Annotated in this window: 12 protein-coding genes; 4 read left to right on the top strand and 8 right to left on the bottom strand. The window is 72.5% G+C overall.

What is annotated here, in order from left to right; all coding sequences use genetic code 11:
• The 6 genes from IEY37_RS22475 to IEY37_RS05450 all read right to left on the bottom strand — a co-directional run bounded on the left by IEY37_RS22475 (window position 1) and on the right by IEY37_RS05450 (window position 9,736).
• Complete coding sequence (locus IEY37_RS22475) at window positions 1-1,482, bottom strand: efflux RND transporter periplasmic adaptor subunit (RefSeq protein WP_188940495.1); 1,482 nt, start codon at window positions 1,480-1,482, stop codon at window positions 1-3.
• A gap of 156 nt (window positions 1,483-1,638) precedes the next feature.
• Entirely contained in the window at window positions 1,639-2,835 is a 1,197-nt protein-coding gene (locus IEY37_RS05470) for a permease (RefSeq protein ID WP_188940494.1), read from the bottom strand.
• A 138-nt stretch (window positions 2,836-2,973) separates the two neighbouring features.
• Window positions 2,974-4,065, bottom strand: a complete 1,092-nt coding sequence (locus tag IEY37_RS05465) for an enolase C-terminal domain-like protein (RefSeq protein WP_188940493.1) — start codon at window positions 4,063-4,065, stop codon at window positions 2,974-2,976.
• Window positions 4,062-7,205, bottom strand: coding sequence for an FAD-binding and (Fe-S)-binding domain-containing protein (locus IEY37_RS05460; protein WP_188940492.1), 3,144 nt, complete (start codon window positions 7,203-7,205; stop codon window positions 4,062-4,064). The genes IEY37_RS05465 and IEY37_RS05460 overlap by 4 nt, the downstream gene beginning before the upstream one ends.
• Before the next feature lie 111 nt (window positions 7,206-7,316).
• Window positions 7,317-7,853 (bottom strand): hemerythrin domain-containing protein, encoded by a 537-nt coding sequence (locus tag IEY37_RS05455; protein WP_188940491.1) that lies wholly within the window; start codon window positions 7,851-7,853, stop codon window positions 7,317-7,319.
• Window positions 7,854-7,939: 86 nt separating this feature from the next.
• Window positions 7,940-9,736: a thiamine pyrophosphate-requiring protein gene (locus IEY37_RS05450; RefSeq protein ID WP_188940490.1), complete on the bottom strand. Its 1,797-nt coding sequence runs from the start codon at window positions 9,734-9,736 to the stop codon at window positions 7,940-7,942.
• A gap of 218 nt (window positions 9,737-9,954) precedes the next feature.
• On the opposite strand from IEY37_RS05450, the gene IEY37_RS05445 reads away from it, so the two are divergent.
• Window positions 9,955-11,322: a DUF2254 domain-containing protein gene (locus tag IEY37_RS05445; RefSeq protein ID WP_229673932.1), complete on the top strand. Its 1,368-nt coding sequence runs from the start codon at window positions 9,955-9,957 to the stop codon at window positions 11,320-11,322.
• 33 nt (window positions 11,323-11,355) lie between these two features.
• Here IEY37_RS05445 and IEY37_RS05440 read toward each other — a convergent pair whose 3' ends face one another.
• Window positions 11,356-11,619, bottom strand: coding sequence for a hypothetical protein (locus IEY37_RS05440; protein WP_188940488.1), 264 nt, complete (start codon window positions 11,617-11,619; stop codon window positions 11,356-11,358).
• 286 nt (window positions 11,620-11,905) lie between these two features.
• Window positions 11,906-12,568 (bottom strand): MarR family winged helix-turn-helix transcriptional regulator, encoded by a 663-nt coding sequence (locus tag IEY37_RS05435; RefSeq protein ID WP_229673930.1) that lies wholly within the window; start codon window positions 12,566-12,568, stop codon window positions 11,906-11,908.
• A gap of 175 nt (window positions 12,569-12,743) precedes the next feature.
• On the opposite strand from IEY37_RS05435, the gene IEY37_RS05430 reads away from it, so the two are divergent.
• The 3 genes from IEY37_RS05430 to IEY37_RS05420 all read left to right on the top strand — a co-directional run bounded on the left by IEY37_RS05430 (window position 12,744) and on the right by IEY37_RS05420 (window position 16,897).
• Window positions 12,744-13,871, top strand: a complete 1,128-nt coding sequence (locus IEY37_RS05430; protein ID WP_188940487.1) for an AI-2E family transporter — start codon at window positions 12,744-12,746, stop codon at window positions 13,869-13,871.
• Between the two features lie 165 nt (window positions 13,872-14,036).
• Window positions 14,037-15,602 carry a Na+/H+ antiporter gene (locus tag IEY37_RS05425; RefSeq protein WP_188940486.1) on the top strand — a complete coding sequence of 522 codons (1,566 nt, stop codon included), beginning with the start codon at window positions 14,037-14,039 and terminating at the stop codon, window positions 15,600-15,602.
• Window positions 15,603-15,649: 47 nt separating this feature from the next.
• Window positions 15,650-16,897 (top strand): cation:proton antiporter domain-containing protein, encoded by a 1,248-nt coding sequence (locus IEY37_RS05420; RefSeq protein WP_188940485.1) that lies wholly within the window; start codon window positions 15,650-15,652, stop codon window positions 16,895-16,897.

The following is a 16,897-nucleotide window of genomic DNA, read 5'->3' as shown; positions in this document are numbered from 1 at the left end:
TCAGCCTCCCGCCGGCGCGCCGCCGGGAGCCGCACCGCCACCCGGAGCACCGCCACCCGGAGCACCGCCACCGGAGCCGCCACCGAAACCGCCCGCGCCGCCGCCGTACCGGCCGCCACCGGAGCCACCGGAGCCACCGCCGTAGCCGCCGTTCCCGCCACCGCCTCCGGACCCGCCACTGCCGTAGCCCCGGCCGCCGTACCCGCCGGCGCCGGTGCGGCCGCCGGTGCCGGCACCGGATCCGGTGCCGCCGCCGGCCCGGAGAGTGGTGACCTCCACCTGGTCGCCCTCGGTCAGCCCGGAGACGATCTGCGTCGAGGTGCCGGACGACTCGCCGGTCTGCACGACGGTGGGCACCTGGCGGCCGTCGACGCTACGGTCGACCACCTTCTGGCCGTCCACGGTGTGGATGGCGGCGGTGGGCACGACCAGTACGTCGGTCAGCTGCCGGTAGATCAGCACCACGGTCGCCGAGGCACCGTCGTGCAGGCCAGCCGGGGTGCCGGTGACGGCGACGGTGACCGGGTAGCTGGCGGTGTCGGTCGTGCTGGTGGAGACCAGACCCACCGAGGTCACCGTGCCGAAGAGCAGCGATTGCTGGCCGGGAACGGTGAGCTGGGCCTGGATGCCCTTCTTCACCAGGTCGATCTGGGTGTCGTCGACCCCCACCGACGTGACCCAACGCGCGGTGCCGACGACGACGAACGGCGCCGAGGTCGACGTCGCTGACGTGCCGGTGCCCGAGCCGCCGGTGCCGCTTGCCGTCCCACCGGACCGGGAGTTGGAGCCGGCGCCGCTGGACGAACCGCCGGACGTCCCGGACGACCGGGAGGACCCGGACGTGCCCGCCGCCGTGCCGGTGCCCGACCCCGTGCCGGACACCGTGTCACCGACGGCCACGTTCACCGCAGTGACCAGCCCGTCGATCGGCGAGGTGACGGTGGCGCCGCGGACGGCGGCCTGGGCGTCCGCGACGCCCTGCACCGCCGTGGTCTGCGCGGCGATGTCGGCCACCAGCTGCGCCTTCGCAGCCGCGTCGTCCGCGGTGGAGTCGGTGGTGGCGGCGTCCGTGACGGCGGTCTTGTCCGAGGCCACGGTCGCCCTGGCATGGGCCAGCGTGGCCTTGGCGGCCGCCAGGTCGGCCCGCAGCTGCAGCGTGTCGATGGTGCCGAGGACCTGGCCCTTGTGGACCGTGTCGCCGGCTCCGACAGCGACGGAGGTGACCCGCCCGGAGGCGCCGAAGGACACCTCGTCCTGGTCGGCCGGCGTCAGCGTGCCCGTGGTCGTGACGCTCTGGGTGATCGTCCCGGTCGTGACGTCGACCAGCGTGGTGGTGGTCGACGGCGCCGCGGACGCCGATGCGGCGGTGCCGCCGCCGCGGAGGCCGAACCACCACCAGGCGCCGCCCGCCACCGCGAGGACGAGCACGAGCACCGCACCCACCACCAGCGGACGGCCACGCCTGCGCGGACCTGGCGCCATGCACCCACCTCTGCGTTCCGCGCCCCTCCGACGGGGGCTTCGTGCGGGACGCTAAGGACCGTTCCTGGCGGGGAGCCGGGCGCGAGCTGTCCGGAAGCTGTGGGTGGGGGTTCCACGCGCCGACCGGTCGGCGCCCGGCGGATCGTCGCCGCGGCCTCAGCCGGCCGCGTCGCCCGACCGGGCTGGGTCGCCGTCCATGTGGCGGAGCATCGGCAGCCCGCCCTGCCGGACGAACCGGGTCACCAGCACCGCGGCGAGCAGCAGGAACGCGATGTTCAGCCAGGTGGTGTAGTTCCAGGACACGCCCCGGTCGAGGACATCCGGCACCGGGCCGTCGGGCACCAGCCCGGCCACCCCGAACACGAGCTCCACCAGGTAGCCGGCGACGACCATCGACACGTAGAACACGGCCAGGACCAGCAACGCCATCCGCCAGCCGTAGTACTTCCGGTAGATGTTCAGGATCGGCAGGATGAGCAGGTCGGCGAACAGGAACGCGACGATCCCGCCGAAGCTGATGCCGCCGTTCCACAGCACGGCCGCGAGCGGGACGTTGCCCACCGAGCAGACGAAGCTCAGCAGCGCCACGACGGGTCCGACCAGTGGGCCCTCGATCGCGGACGCCACCGGGTGGCCGGACAGGAAGAAGGAGGCCCAGAACTCGCCGGGCACCCAGGCGCCGATGGCCCCGGCGATCAGCAGTCCGAGCACCAGGTCGCGGATGATCGCCGCCCACTCCATGACGAAGACGTTCGAGACCGCGGTGAACCCCGCCCGGGAGAACAGCCGCGCCAGGAAGGGCGCGTCGGCGTCCACGGCCATGTCCATCGACGCGTGGCCCTCCATGGATCCGGCCAGCCCGCGGTCCGCCTGCTCGCGCGCCCGGTCCACCAGCCGGCGGCGCAGGAACACTCGGAACAGCAGGGCCACCAGCACGATCACGATCGGGCCGCCGACGAACTCGGCGACGGTGAACTGCCAGCCGAGCAGCAGCGCCAGGATGATCCCCAGTTCCAGGACCAGGTTCGTCGAGGCGATCTCGAACGCCATGGCGGCGGTGAAGTCCGCGCCCTTGCGGAACAGCGAGCGGGCGAGGGCGACCGCGGCGTAGGAGCACGACGACGACGCCGCGCCGAGGCCGGAGGCGACGGCCACCGTCCGCGGCCGGTGGTCACCGAGCAGGTCGACGATCGTCGACCGCCGGACGACGGCCTGCAGGACGCCGGACAGCGCGAAGCCGAGGATCAGCGCCCACAGCATCTGCCAGGCCATCGATCCGGCGACGGCGAGGGCGTGGAGGATGGCGTGCACGGCGACTCCTGTCCGCTGGTGGGTCGACTGCTGGTCCGGCATCGAGTGCCCGTCCGGTGGGGACGGCACACGTCCGACGACGACGCGGACCGTCCTGGGACGGCGCTGCGGTGGCCGCAGCCGCCACAGCGCCGTCGGGCAGGGACGCGGTCGCGTCGCCGCGGCCGCGTCCCAGGTTCGTCAGGTGCGGCGCCGCGGCTCGCACCGGCCGCTGAGGGTGAGGCCGCTGCCCGGTTGGCCGCCGGGCACGGACAGCTGGCCCCCGTGGACCGAGGGTGTCCCGTCGAACAGCTGCGGCTCCAGGCGGGCGTGGTCGGCGAACCACTCGACGTGCCGGAGGTTGGGCACGGCGGCGGCGACGGGAGCGTGCAGGCTGGGCGCACAGTGCGCCGAGACCTGCAGTTCGGCGCTCGCCGCCACGGCGGCGCCGGCCAGGAACCCGGTGTAGCCACCGCAGCGGGTGGCGTCCAGTTGCAGGCAGTCCACCGCCGGGCACAGCCGCGCGGCGTCGACGACGTCCGCCGCGTACTCGCCGGCGGCGACGTCCGCACGCAGGCAGGCGCGGAGCAGGGCCAGGCCGGCGACGTCGTCGCTGCTCACCGGCTCCTCGAACCAGACGACGCCGCGGTCGTCCAGCGCGGCCCCGACCCGGCGCGCCTGGCCGACGGTGTAGCCGCCGTTCGCGTCGACCATGATCTGCACGCCCGGGCCGACGAGCTCCCGCAGCCGGTCCACCCGCGCCAGGTCGCGGTCGACCCGGGAACCCCACGACTCGCCGATCTTGATCTTCACGGCGGTGCAGCCGGCGTCGGTCCAGCCGGCCACCTGGGCGGCGAGCTGGGCGTCGTCCTGCGTGGTGAATCCGCCGGAACCGTAAACCGGCACGGTGTCCCGGCAGCGCCCGAGCAGCACGGACAGCGGGACGCCGAGGAGCCGGGACTTGAGATCCCACAGGGCGACGTCCACGGCACTGATCGCCTGGCCGACGAGTCCCCGGGTGCCGAGGTTGCGGCACGCGCGGCGCATGGCGCTCCAGCAGGCGGTGACGTCGCCCGCATCCTGCCCGCACACCACGTCGGCGAGATGGTCGGCCACCACGCCCGCCGCGGCGGCGGTGCTGTACGTGTAGCCCACTCCGGTGTGGTCGCCGGCGCGGACGCGCACGACGACGGCGGTGGTGGCGTCCCACTCGATGGTTCCGTCGGCCTCCGGGTAGGGGGTCGGGAACCGGTAGACGGCCGTCTCGACGGCCGAGACGGGTTCGAGCGTCATCGCCGGATCCGTCCGGCCGAGCGGCGCAGGACCGCCCGCCCGGCGGCGCGGATCCCCACACCAGCCGCAGCGAGCAGCACCGCTGCGCCGGCGCCGGCGCCGGCGAGCGCGGCGGCACTGCGGAGCGGTCCCGGCTCGACTGGCCGCTGCGCCCAGGCCTTCTCGGGTCGACGGATGGGCGAATCGTTGCCGGCCAGCGCTGCCCGGACGACCTCGGCCAGGTGCAGACCCTCGCGTCCGTTGCCGTCCATCTGGTGGATCTGCGTGCGGCAGCTGAAACCGTCGGCCAGCACCAGCGTCTCGTCGTCGGCACCGCGGATTGCCGGCATCAGAACCCGTTCGGCACAGTCCCGGCTGACATCCAGGTGCCCGGGCTGGAATCCGAAGTTCCCGGCCAGTCCACAGCAGCCGGAGTCCAGGTGGTCCGGCCGCATCCCCATCCGCCGCATCAATTCCATGTCCGGTCCGTTGCCCAGGACGGCGTGCTGATGGCAGTGCACCTGCACCATCGCGTCCGCGGCCAGCTGCGGCGGTTCCCAGCCGGGGGAGTGGTCGGCCAGCAACTCGCCGAAGGTTACGACAGCTCCCGCCAGGCGTCGGGCGTCCAGGTCGTCCGGGAACAGCTCCGACATGTCGGACCGGAACACGGCGGTGCAGCTCGGCTCCAGACCGACCACCTTCCCCCCGCCACGGACGTGGTCGGCGAGCAGTCGCACCGTGCGACCGAGCACCTTCTTGGCGACCTCGAGCTGACCGGTGGAGATCCAGGTCAGACCGCAGCAGACCGGTTCGGCGGGCACGACGACCCGCCAGCCGGCCGATTCGAGCACCTCGACGGCGGCGCGGCCGACGTGCGGGTGGAAGTTGTTGGTGAATGAATCCGGCCACAGCAGCACGGTGCCGCGCTCGCCCGTGCCCTGCGGTGCGCGGGCTGAGAACCACTGCTGGAAGGACTCGGCGGCGAACAGCGGGATCTCCCGGTCCGCCACGCCGGCGACGGCCGTGGCCACCCGGCGCAGGCCGGGAGCATGGCTCAGCGCGTTCACCACCGGGCCGAGTCGCAGGCGCGTGACCGTCCCGGCGAGCACCGGCAGGTAGCCCATCGCGTAGTCCGACCGCGGACGCAGCCGGCCCTTCCAGAAGTGTGACAGGAACTCGGCTTTGTAGGTGGCCATGTCGACGCCGACGGGGCAGTCCTTCTTGCACCCCTTGCAGGACAGGCACAGGTCGAGGGCGTCGAACACTTCCTGCGACCGCCAGCCGTCGGTCACCGGCCCGTCGCCGTGGCCGTCGAGCATCTCGAACAGCAGCCGGGCCCGCCCGCGCGTCGCGTGCTCCTCCTCGTGCAGCACTTGGAACGACGGGCACATGACCGTGCCGCCATCGCTGGCGTGCTGCCGGCACTTGCCGACCCCGACGCACCGGTTGGTGGCCTTGACGAACGATCCCCCCTCCCGGGGGTAGGCGAAGTGCAGACCGGCCGGCTCGCGGGGCGTCCACGACGGTCCGATGCGCAGGTCCTCGTCCAGCCGGTGCGGCGCCACCACCTTGCCGGGGTTCATCCGGTCCCCGGGATCGAACACGGCCTTGAACTGGCCGAAAGCGCGCATGATCTCGTCGCCGAACATGCGGGGGAGCAGCTCGCCGCGCTGCTGACCGTCGCCGTGCTCGCCGGAGAAGCTCCCGCCGTAGGCGACGACCAGATCCGCGGCACGCTCGAGGAACCGCCGGTACTGGTGCACGCCGGCCTCGTCCCGCAGGGCGAACGGGATGCGGGTGTGCACGCACCCCTGCCCGAAGTGCCCGTAGACGCTGGCCTGGGTGTACCCGAACTCCACGTAGAGCGCATTCAGGTCGCGCAGGTAGTCGCCGAGCCGATCCGGCGACACCGCGGAATCTTCCCACCCGGGCCAGGTCTCCGCGGCTCCGGGCACATGCGCGGTGGCACCGAGCCCGGACTCCCGGACGGTCCACAACTCCCGCTCCCGGTCCGGGTCGTCGAAGAACTGGTGCTGCGGCTCGTGCTCGGTGCCGGCCAACGCCTCCAGCAGGTCGTGTCCGGCCCGGTTCACCTCCTCCTGGCTGTCCGCACCGAACTGCACCATGAGCCAGCCCGACCCGTCCGGCAGCAGGTCGAGGGCCTGCGAGTTCATGCCCTTGCGGCGTTCGAACCCGATCAACTTGTCGTCCAGCCCCTCCAGTGCGATGGGCCGGTGCGGCAGGATCGCCGGGACGGCGTCGGCGGCCTTGTCCACGGACGGATACCCGAGCACGACCAGCGACCGGTGCGCCAGCACCGGGATCAAGGTCAGCTCGGCGCGCAGGACGGTGACGAGCGTCGACTCGCTGCCCACCAGAGCACCGGCCACGTCGAAGCCGTGCTCGGGCAGCAGCGAGTCCAGGTTGTAGCCGGAGACCCGCCGCGGGATGTGCGGGTACCGGGTGCGGATCTGCGCCAGGTAGGTGTCCCGGAGCGCCCGCAGTTGCCGGTAGACCTCCGCCTGCCGGTCCGTCCCGGCGGCGATGCGGGCGTACTCGTCGTCGTCCGTGGTCCCGCACCAGAACCGGGTGCCGTCGTAGAGCAGCACCTCCAGCCGGACCAGGTTGTCGACGACCTTGCCGGCGCGCTGCGCCGTGGCGCCGCACGAGTTGTTGCCGATCATGCCGCCGATCGTGCAGTTGTAGTGGGTCGCAGGCTCGGGCCCGTACCGCAGACCGTGCTCGGCCAGCTGCCGGTTCAGCACGTCCAGCACGATGCCCGGCTCCACCACGCAGGTGCGCTGCTCGACATCGACCGACAGCAGTCGGTCGCAGTACTTCGAGAAGTCGAGGACAACCGCCGTGTTGCAGCACTCACCGGCCAGACTCGTTCCCCCGCCGCGGGACAGCACCGGTGCATCGTGGTCCCGGCACACCGCCACGGCTTCCACGGCCGCGTCGACGGACCGGGGCACCACCACACCGATCGGCACCTGCCGGAAATTCGACGCATCCGTGGAGTAGGCGCCACGGGAACCGGCGTCGAAGCGGACCTCTCCGTCCACCCGGGACCGCAGTGCGGCCTCCAGAGCTGCGACGTCGACCGCTGCGGCGGACCGCGCGGACCGGACGACCGGCTCGGGAAGGGATGTGGTGCTCACGAGGACCTCCGAACGGTGCGGGACGAGGGCGGGGCAGTGGTCGGCGACTCTGTGGACAGCGAGCTGCCGCCGGAGGGCGGACCGACCGCAGGACGCCGCCGGATCCGCACGTCAACCAGCACCGTGCGGGTCGACGAGCTGGCGAAAGCGCTGCCGGTAGTGAGCCAGCTGCTCGGTGAACGGCGCGAAGTCCATGTCGGATTCCGTGGTCGCCCACCGCGCCGCAACGCGCAGTACCGCCTCGAGCCGTGTCAGGACGGTCACGTCGTCGACGGCCGCGAGGTGGGGGAACTCCTGGTCCTCCTCCTGGGCGGCATGGCGCTCCACCGCGTCCCGCAACTCGGCGAACCGCCGGTCGAACTCCGCCGACCCGACGTCGATCGACTCGAGGTCGGTGATGGCCTGGGCGGCGTGGCTCTCCTCGGCGATCCGCTGTTCCACGGTGTCACCCACCACGTGTCGTGCAGTCGGATGGACCGCCTCCTCCTCGGCCGCCTCGTGGACGGCCAGCAACCGGCACAGATCGGCGAACGCCTGTTGCCGACCGCAGCCGCTGTCGACGCCGACCGACTGCAGCAGCGCCCGGATCAGGGCGTGCTGCTCGAGCAGCAGCGGCACGAGTTTCGTCGTTCCGGTGCCCGCATCCATTGCCGGGGCGCCTCCTTCGATCAGATCGACTCCGAGATGTCGCTGCCGGGCTCGCGGTCCGCGACCCCGACCGCGCCATCCGTCCGTCAACTCTTCTTGGTCCCGGGCAGGAACTCCTGCGCCTTCTGCTTCACGCCCTGCTTGACGAACCCCCAGGCGTTCTCGTCGCCGTGCACCAGCGCGCTGAGGGTGGACGTCGCCTGCTCGAAGGAGGCGTGCGGCGGGATCGGCGGGACGTCCGGATCGCAGCGGACGTCCAGCACCGTGGGCCGGTCGGCGGCCAGCGCTCTGTCCCACGCGGACCCGAGATCGTCTGGGTCGTCGATGTTCAGCCCGTTGAGGCCGAGCCCCCGGGCGAAGGCGGCGTAGTCCACGTCGGGGAGGGTCTGAGACTCGCTGAACTTCGGCGATCCGGACATCGCCCGCATCTCCCAGGTGACCTGGTTCAGGTCGTCGTTGTGCATCACCATGACGATCAGGCGGGGATCCGCCCACTGCTGCCAGTAGTGCCGCACGGTGATCAGCTCCGCCAGGCCGTTCATCTGCATCGCGCCGTCGCCGGTGAGGGCGATGCTGGGCCGCGCGGGATGCGCCCACTTGGCGCCGATCGCGTAGGGCACGGCAGGTCCCATGGTGGCCAGCGTCCCCGAGAGCGACCCGCGGACGCTGCCGCGGAACTTCAGGTGGCGGGCGTACCAGTTCGCGGCGCTGCCGGAATCGGCGGCCACGACGGCATTGTCGGGCAGCCGCTCGGACAGCTCCCAGAAGATCCGCATGGGGTTGATCGGGTCGGCACCGGTCATCGCCTGCCGTTCGGCGATTTCCCACCACCGGGCGACGTTGGCCTCGACGGTGTCCCGCCACGAGCGGTCGGCCTTGCGGGTCAACAGCGGGATCAAGGCCTGCAGGGTCGCCTTCGCGTCGCCGACCAGGTTCAACTCGTACGGGTATCGCATGCCGATGAACTTGCCGTCGATGTCGATCTGCACGGCGCGGGCCTGGTCCAGCTTGGGCATGAACTGCGTGTACGGGAAGTTCGACCCCACCGTCAGCAGGGTATCGCAGTCCATGATCAGGTCGTAGCTGGCCTTGGTGCCCAGCAGGCCGATGGACCCCGTCACCCAGGGCAGGGTGTCCGGCAGCACGTCCTTGCCCAGCAACGCCTTCGCCGCGCCCGCCCCCAGCAGCTCGGCCACCTCGGACAGCTCCGTCAGGCACCCCCGCGCGCCCTGGCCGACGAGCATGGCGACCTTGGAGCCCGCGTTCAGCAGGTCGGCGGCTGCCCGCAGGGCGTCCTCCGGCGGCCGCACCACCGGCCACGCCGTGCTCGTCGCCGACGACGGCACCTGCTTGAACGCGTGCTCCGGGGCCTCGTACTCCAGCGTGAACACGTCCGACGGGAAGATGATGCAGGTCGGCGTGCGCTCCGCCTCGGCGATGCGGATCGCCCGATCGATCAGGTTGGGCAGCTGTTGCGGTACCACACAGGTCTGGACGTACTCGCTGCAGACGTCCTTGAACAAGCTCTGCAGGTCGACCTCCTGCTGGTACGAGCCGCCCAGGGCGGTGCGTTCGGTCTGGCCGACGATGGCGACGACCGGGACGTGGTCGAGCTTGGCGTCGTACAGCCCGTTGAGCAGGTGGATGGCACCCGGCCCGCTCGTCGCCGTGCAGACGGCGACCCTGCCGGAGAACTTGGCGTACCCGACGGCCTCGAAGGCCGCCATCTCCTCGTGCCGGGCCTGGACGAACTGCGGCTTGTTGTCCGCCCGCGCCCAGGCCGCGAGCAGTCCGTTGATGCCGTCTCCCGGATACCCGAAGACCTGCTCGACGCCCCACTCGCGCAGCCGCGCCAGCAGGACGTCGCCGACCGTGTCAGCCATCGCATACCCCTCTCCTGGACCCGCCGGATGCGTGTCCGGTTCCCACCGGGATCGCGGTCATTCATCGTTGCTGCGCCGCATTCTTTGCCATGTGGCAACCAAGATCACGACGAGTGGGCGGGAGGTCGACGATCCGCGATGGGGAGCAGCGGAGGAGGAGGGGCGCGGCGGCCCGTGCCGGAATGGATCCGTGGGTCCGCATGCGGAACAGTGGCCCGATGACCGTGCAGAGACGCTTGACGACCGTCCGGGACTCGTTGCGCACCCAGCTGTGGCCCGTGCCGACGGCAGCCGTGGTTCTGGCGCTCGTGGCCGGGGTGTTGCTGCCCGAGCTCGACCGCGCGATCGACGACCGACTGCCCGGCGCCGTCACCGACGTCCTGTTCGGCGGCGGCGCGTCCGCGGCCCGGACGCTGCTCGACGCCATCGCCAGCTCCCTGATCACCGTCACCTCGCTCACCTTCTCGCTGACCGTGGTCACGTTGCAGCTGGCCAGCGGCCAGTACTCGCCGAGGCTGCTGCGCACCTTCACTCGCGACCGTCTGGTGCACGTGACCCTGGGGGTGTTCCTGGCCACGTTCGCCTACGCCCTCACGGTCCTGCGGACCGTGCGGAGCCCGGACGACGACCAACCACTGTTCGTCCCGCAGATCTCGGTGACGGTCGGCTTCGTGCTCGCCGTCGGCAGCGTCGTCGTCCTGGTCGTGTTCCTCGCCCACCTGGCCCGGGAGATCCGACTCGAGACGATGGTCAGGAACGTGGGAGCGGATGCGTCCGCGGCGATCGACCGGCTGGTGCCCGACAACCGGCCGGACGGCGAGGACCGGCCGCTCGCGCCCGGCGAGCTCGCCGGACCACTGCAGGATGCCGTTCCCATCCTGGCGTCGGGATCGGGGTTCGTGACGGCCGTCGACCACGCGGCGCTGGTCGACCGGGCCGTCAAGGCCGAGGCCGTCGTGGTCATCGACCGGTCGCCCGGCGCCTTCGTGGTGGCCGGCACCCCGATCGGTCGGGTCTGCCGCCCGACGGTGGGCGACCGAGAGGCGGTGTCCGACCTGGCGCGGTCGCTCTCGCGCCTGGTGACCGTCGGCGTGGAGCGCACCGACGCCCAGGACTGGACCTTCGGCCTGCGCCAGCTCACCGATGTCACGGTGCGGGCGCTGTCGCCGGGCGTGAACGACCCGACGACCGCCGTGCACACCCTCGGGTACACGTCGGCGCTGCTGTGCCGAGCGGCGCGCCGGCCCCACCAGGACCACGTCGGCCGCGACGACAGCGGCCGGGTGCGACTGCTCCGTACGGTGCCGACGTTCGAGGAGGTCCTCGACGCGGCTGTCACCCCGGTCCGGCGCTACGGGGCGGCGGACCCCACCGTCCTTGCGCGACTGCTCCAGCTGCTGCGTGAGGTCGCCTGGTCCGCCCAGACCCCGGACTCACAGGTGGCCGTCGCCGATCAGCTCGCCCGGGTCCGGGCGACGGTGCGGGCGCAGGACTTCGACGCGGCGGAGCTGCGCCAGCTCGACGCGCACGGACGGGACGTGGAACAGGCGACGACCGGCCGCTGGTACGGCCCGCCGTCGAGGTGAGCCGAGCGGCGACCCGCCGGGATCCGCGGCGGTTCAACGCTGATTCGGGCGCCCTCGCAACGCATCCGTCAGGCGGAGCCGCGCGAGCCGCTCGACGAGCTCGTCCAGTGCCGCCGGTGGTGCGTTGCCACTGGTCAGGTCGGTGTGGCAGTGCAGAGCCACGGACCGGATGGTGCGCCGGTCGACGGGCAGTTCCCGCGAGAGCCGGTGCACCGTCCCGCGCACGCTCTGCGGGAGACCGGGACGGTCGCACAGCGGTGTCCGCGGAACGGACGTCGGCACCACGGGTCGAGGCACGTGCGGATGGTCAGCCATGGCAGTTCGTCTTCCAGGACGGGGCACTCACGTCGCAACCCGTTGGGCAGCCGGTCGACCTCCAGCAGACCCGTCCGGTCCGGAGCCCGCAACCGCGCGACCGGGACGGGGCGGGATCGTGTCCTGATCGTGACTCCGCGGGGAGGGTTCGTCCCGGACGCCCGCATCCGTCCGGCCGCCGGTCGGCCCCGGCCACACCGGATGTCGTAGAAGTAGGCCGTCGGGGACCGCGACCCCGGTCCACGGTCCGGCGACGCGATCACCCTGGTCAGGTGGCATCGTCGACCGTTGCGGTGGTCCAACCCACCCGCCACAGATCCGCCGGATCCGGTTCCCCGCCGGCGGCGGCGAAGGCCGCGAGGGCACAGGCCACGCGTGCCCGCTCGTTCGCCGGCATCCTGAGCAGGGTCTCGGCGACGGCCGCCCGCCGCACGGACATGACCTCGTGCAGCAGCGCACGTCCGGCCGCTGTCAGCGCCAGGACCAGCTGCCGCCGGTCCTCCCGGTTCTCGCGGCGGTCCAGCAGCCCCGCCGCGACGAGCCGGTCACATCCCCGGGTCGCGTTGGACGGGTGCACCCCCATGGCCTCCGCCAGGGCATTGACCCCGATCGGTCCACGACTTTCGACGATGACCATCACGCGGAACTGACCCACCGTGACCCGGTCCTCCGCGACGGACAGCGATCGGGCACTGACCGCGACCAGGACCCGGGAGGCAGCCAGCACCGCGTCCACCTGATCCGCCGCCACCGGCTCCGGTGCGGTGCGATCGTCGCGCAGGGTGTCCCGAACCGTCCGCTGCACGGTTGCCGGCTGCGGCACCACCCGGCGGCGAGGTCGGATCCGGGCGTGCGCCACGTCGTCCGGGGCGGAAGGCGCGCTGCCGGTCGACCGGCGCTCGGGACGTCCGGATGTACGGGAGCGCGACACCCGGGCATGGTGACCGTGCAGTTGCGTCGATGCAAGCGACACGGCGGGCTGGTTCGGATCGGCCCCGGGGACGGTCAGGTCCGGCGGGGTGCCACCATGGACGATCCCGGTCGGGCCGGCGCGGCGCCGCCATCGGCACCGACCCACTTCGCCCGCGACGCCGAGAGGACCGCACGTGTCCCATCCGCGAGCCTCCTCGTCCGGCACGCGTGTGCTGTCGGCTCTCCGCGCCTCGGCGGTGGTGTCGGCGTACTGCCTCGTGGTGGTCGCCGGCCTGGCGGTCGTCTGGTGGCTGCTGGGCTGGATGTGGGTCGCCGTGCTGCCCGTGTGCCTCGCCCTGCTGGTCAGCACTCTGGTCTGGCCGCTGGCGCGGTTCCTGCGGCGGCACGGATGGCCACCGCTGCTGGTCGCGGCCGTGGTCACGGCCGGCACGGTGCTGCTGGTCGCCGGGCTGGTGGTCGTGGTCGTACTACCGGTCGCAGGCCAGGCCACCGAAGTGGCCACGGGCGTCTCCAGTGGCGTCGACACCGTGCGGCAGTGGCTCAGGGGTCCGCCGTTCAATCTCGGTTCCGACCAGCTCGGCTCGGCGGTCGACGCGGCGATCGGCCAGCTGCAGAGCAGCACCGGCGAGATCCTGGGTACGGTCCTGAGCGGCGTCGGCGTCCTGGGTACCGGCCTGGTGACGATCGCCATGGCGGTCGTGCTGACCTTCTTCATGCTCAAGGACGGACCGGCCTTCCTGCCCTGGCTCGGCCGTCAGCTGGGCGGACGCGCCGGCCCGCACGTGGCCGAGCTCGGCCGTCGCTGCTACGACGCGCTGGGCGCGTTCATGCGGTCGCAGGCCCTGGTCGGGCTGGCCGATGCGGTCGGCATCGCCATCGGTTTGCTCGTCGTCGGCGTGCCGCTGGTGCTGCCGCTGGCGGTGCTGACCTTCCTGGGGGCGTTCGTGCCGGTGGTCGGGGCGTTCGTCGCGGGCGCCGTCGCGGTGCTCATCGCCCTGGTGAGCAACGGTCTGACCGACGCGCTGATCGTGCTCGGCGTTATCGTGCTGGTGCAGCAACTCGAGGGCAACGTGTGGCAGCCGATCCTGCAGGGCAGGAGCCTGCGGCTGCATCCGGCGATCGTGTTGCTGGCCGTCGTGGTCGGCGGCAACCGAGCCGGTGTCGTCGGTGCCCTGCTGGCGGTTCCCGTCGCGGCTGTCGTCGCCGTGTTCTGGCGGTACGGGCGCGAGCAGCTCTCGCGGTCCTCGGGACCGTCCGGTCGGGACACGGCCGGGGAGGCCGAGGAGACGGACGACGCCTGAGGCCCGCTCGGTCAACCGGATCCGGTGGATGCCGGCGACCCACCGGCAGGCGGGTCCGCCGCTCGGGCGGGACGATGCGTTCCATGGCCCGCCAGGGCGGCCGGCCGGGGACCTGGCCTCGACACCGGTGACGTGCGCCGAGGACGGACAGGCCAGGATGGTTCGGTGCACGCCGTCATCCTGCTGGGGTTGCTGGTCGCGGGCATCGTCGTGCTCACGCCGGTCTCGGACCGGATCGGCGTGCCGCAGCCGGTGCTGCTGACCATCTACGGGCTGGTGCTGGGGGTCGTTCCCTTCGTGCCGGCGCCGGATCTGGAACCCGACCTGATCCTGCCGCTGGTGCTGCCGCCGCTGCTGTTCGCGGCCACCCAGAACGCGTCCGTCCGGGAGCTGCGCAGCGCGGCCAGGCCGATCCTGGGTCTGGCGGTGGGACTGACGGTGCTCACCGCCGCGGCGGTCACCGTCGTCGGTCACTGGCTGGGCCTGTCCTGGCCGGTGGCTGCCGTCCTCGGCGGCGTGGTGTCGCCCCCGGACCCGGTGGCGGCGACGGCGGTCGCCAGCCGGTTGCGGCTCCCGCCGCGGCTGGTGACCCTGCTGGAGGGCGAGGGTCAGTTCAACGACGCGACGGCGCTGGTGCTGTATCAGATATCGGTGATGGCCGTCGTCGTCGGCAGCGTGACGGCGGGGCAGATCGGCGTCGGTCTGCTGGTCGCGGTGGCCGGCGGTGCGGCCCTGGGGCTGGCCGGGGGGTGGCTGACGCGGCGCGCGCTCGGGCTGCTGCACGATGCCGCACCCGAGACCACGGTCACCCTGGCCGTCCCCTTCGCGCTCTATCTCACTGCGGAGGCGGTGGGCGCTTCCGGCGTGCTGGCGGTCCTGGTGGCCGGACTGTTCCTGCGGTCGACCCTGTCCCGCGAGGTCACCTCGGCCGGGTGGGTGCTCGGGCGCTCGGTGTGGCGCTACGTGGATTTCGCGGTGAGCGGTCTGGTGTTCTCGTTCCTGGGTGTGGAACTGACGGACGTGCTCGGGTCCACCGACGTGCTGGCCGACGGGCGTGCCCTGGAACTGGCGGGCGTCGTGGTGCTGGTGCTGGTGGGACTGCGGGCCGCTGCGATGTTCGCGGCCTCGGCGGCGGTCGGCCGGCGGGCCAGGCGCAGCGGATCGGCGACGCCGTACGGGTGGCGCGAGTCGACCGTGGCCTCCTGGGCGGGGATGCGCGGCGTGGTGACCGTGGCGACCGCGCTGGCCCTCCCGATCACCGTCGACGGTGGCGGTCCGTTCCCCGCCCGCGACGAGGTGGTGTCGGTGGCGTTGATCGTGGTGCTGGTCACGCTGGTGCTCCAGGGGCTGACCCTTGCCCCGCTGATCCGCCGGCTCGGGGTGGCTGACGAGGCGGACGTAGGCGCCGACACCCGACGGCTGCACCGGGCGGTCACCGAGGCAGCTCTGAAGAGGCTGCGCCAGGCAGACGACGTCCCACCGGAAGTGAGAGCCGCTGCCATCCACCAGTACGAGAGCCGCCTGCACTACCGCCGCCAGGTCGAGGATCTGGTCGACGGAGATGCCGGCGGCGACGACGCCGGGGACCGATTGCGGGACCTGCTGGCGTCGGCCACCGAGGCGGAGCGGGAGGCGGTGCTGCAGGCCCGCCGGCGCGGGGACGTCAGCCCCGCCGCGGCCGACGACGTCCTGTTCGACATCGAGGCCCGGGCCCTGCGGTACGACACCTGACGTCGGCCGAACGGCGTGAACCACTGAACCCGGGAAGCGGGAAGCCCATGGTGCGATTGCACGTCGTGCTCGCTGTCGTCGGCGTGGCCGGTCTGGTCCTGGCGCTGTTCAGCGGGTCGATCCGCCGGCTCCCGCTCAGCGAGCCGCTGGTGGTCCTGGTCCTCGGAGTCGTCCTCGGCCCCTACGTCCTGGGGGTGCTCGACCTGTCCGACGGGACGCGCACCGAGGTGTTGCTGGAGGGCAGCCGGGTACTGCTCGCCTGGTCGGTGACGGCAGCGGCGCTGCGGTTCCCGGTGCGGCCACTGAGGGGGGTGCTGCGCCCGGTCGGGCTCCTGCTGGTGGTCGCGATGCCGCTGGCGGCCGTGTCGACCGGAGCAGCCGCACTGGTGACCGGTGTGCCCCTGGCACTGGCCGCGGTGGTCGGCGCGTGCCTGTCACCGACCGACCCGGTGCTGGCCGCGTCCGTGGTGACCGGTGGACCGGCGGAGCACAACCTGCCCGGGCGACTCCGGCAGGTGATCACCGTCGAGAGCGGAGCCAACGACGGTCTCGCCCTCCCACTGGTGGTGCTGGCCCTGGCCTGGGCCGGGCCGGGGGAGACCTTCGGGGCCGCGGTGCGCGAATTGCTCTGGCAGGTCCTGGCCGGTTCGGCGATCGGGGCACTGCTCGGCCTGGGCACCGGCTGGGCATTGCGCGTCGTGTCACGCCGCCGGGACCTGGAACACGGACCCCAACTGGTCCTCACGCTCTTGATGGCGATTGCGGTCCTGGGCGTGTGCCGATTGGCCAACACCGACGGCGTCCTGGGCGCCTTCGTCGCGGGCCTGGCCTACAACGCGCTCGTCGAGCGCAGCGAGCGGCAACCGGAGCAGGGTATCGACGAGGCGGTGAACCGCTACGCCGTGCTTCCGCTGTTCCTCGTCCTCGGAGCGGTCCTGCCACTGCGGGACTGGGTGGCGCTCGGCCCCGGGGTGGTGCTGTTCGCCGTCGCCGTGCTGCTCGTCCGGCGACTTCCCTTCGTGCTCGCCCTCGCCCGTCCGCTGGGACTGTCCGTGCGGGACGCGACCTTCGCCGGCTGGTTCGGCCCGGTCGGGGTGAGCGCGATCTTCTACCTGGCACACAGCGCCGAGCAGGGCATCACCGATCCGCGGGTCTTCGCGCTCGGCTCGCTCGCCGTGGCACTGAGCGTGGTGGCGTTCGGCGTCAGCTCGGTGCCGCTGCGCAACCTGTACGCCCGCAGCCGGACCGACGGTGCCGCACCTGGCGCGTCCGGGGCCGGCCGTCGCGCATCCTGA

Source organism: Nakamurella endophytica, assembly GCF_014646215.1.
GTDB lineage: Bacteria > Actinomycetota > Actinomycetes > Mycobacteriales > Nakamurellaceae > Nakamurella > Nakamurella endophytica.
Note: the sequence above shows the minus strand (reverse complement) of the source record. Positions and strands in the feature narration are given on the sequence as shown.